This window comes from Bradyrhizobium sp. Arg237L, from assembly GCF_029990105.1.
Taxonomy (GTDB): Bacteria; Pseudomonadota; Alphaproteobacteria; order Rhizobiales; family Xanthobacteraceae; genus Bradyrhizobium.
Genome location: NZ_JAQMIL010000184.1, coordinates 1 through 1,070 on the forward strand (window position 1 = coordinate 1; position 1,070 = coordinate 1,070).

The 1,070-nt window shown below is 61.8% G+C and carries 1 protein-coding gene; it reads left to right on the forward strand.

Features of this window, described 5'->3' with window-relative positions:
• Positions 1–195: 195 nt before the first annotated feature.
• On the forward strand, positions 196–1,070 hold an 875-nt coding region (locus OZ411_RS42870; protein ID WP_282532788.1), incomplete at its 3' end, for a cysteine synthase family protein.

Sequence of the window (1,070 nt, forward strand, 5' to 3'; positions counted from 1 at the left end):
TCTGGGCTATCGAAGTGCAAGCACCAGCAGGACGTGATCACGCCGCCCTACCCACGTCGTTCGATCCGGTGCAACCAGCAGCGCCGCTATCTCCTCAGCGTCAAGGAACGTCAGGCTCCGCTTCACGTAACGCGTGTGCGGCATTGAGAGAATGCGCTGGCAATGATATCCGCAGCATAATCGGGAGATACCACAATGCTCGCTTCGGCCCTCGATCTTATCGGGCGTACGCCATTGGTTGCGCTGGATCGGGTGCATTCCGGACCAGGTCGGATAGTTGCCAAGGTGGAGTTCCTGCAACCTGGTGGAAGCGTGAAGGACCGCGCCGCCAAGGCAATCGTGCTGGCAGCGCGGGAAGATGGGAGACTTAAGCCCGGCATGCCCGTAGTCGAGATGACCAGCGGCAACATGGGTGCGGGCCTCGCCGTGGTGTGCGCCGCGCTCGGGCATCCTTTCATTGCAACTATGTCAGCCGGGAATAGCACCGCACGCGCGCGGATGATGGAGGGATTGGGGGCAAGGGTTGTACTCGTCCCCCAGGTCGATGGGACACCGGGACAGGTGACGGGAGCTGATGTCGCCGCCGCCGCCGATGTGGCAGCACAAATCGCCCGTGATGGCGGCGGGTACTATGTCGACCAATTCAATGCATCTGAAGGCATCGTCGCGCACGAGACCACCACCGGTCCCGAGATACTGGAACAGTTCGGCGGACCCGTGGACGGCTGGGTCGCGGCCGTTGGCACTGGCTGCACCTTCATCGGCGTTGCTCGGGCGCTGAAGGCTGCCAATCCAGCAACCTTGTGTGCGGCGGTCGAACCGGAAGGGAGCGAACCCTTAGCGGGGAAGAAGGTCGAAAAAGCGCGACATATCGTGCAGGGCACCGGCTACGGCCTAGTTCCACAGCATTGGGACACCGGACTCATGGACCTGAGCCTGACGGTAACGGACGCCGAGGTCGAGTATTGGCACCGTCAGCTTGCGGTCATGGAGGGACTTTACGTCGGCTACTCTGCTGCCGCCAATGTCTGCGCCGCAGCGAAGCTACTTAGATCTGGTCGATTGAAGGT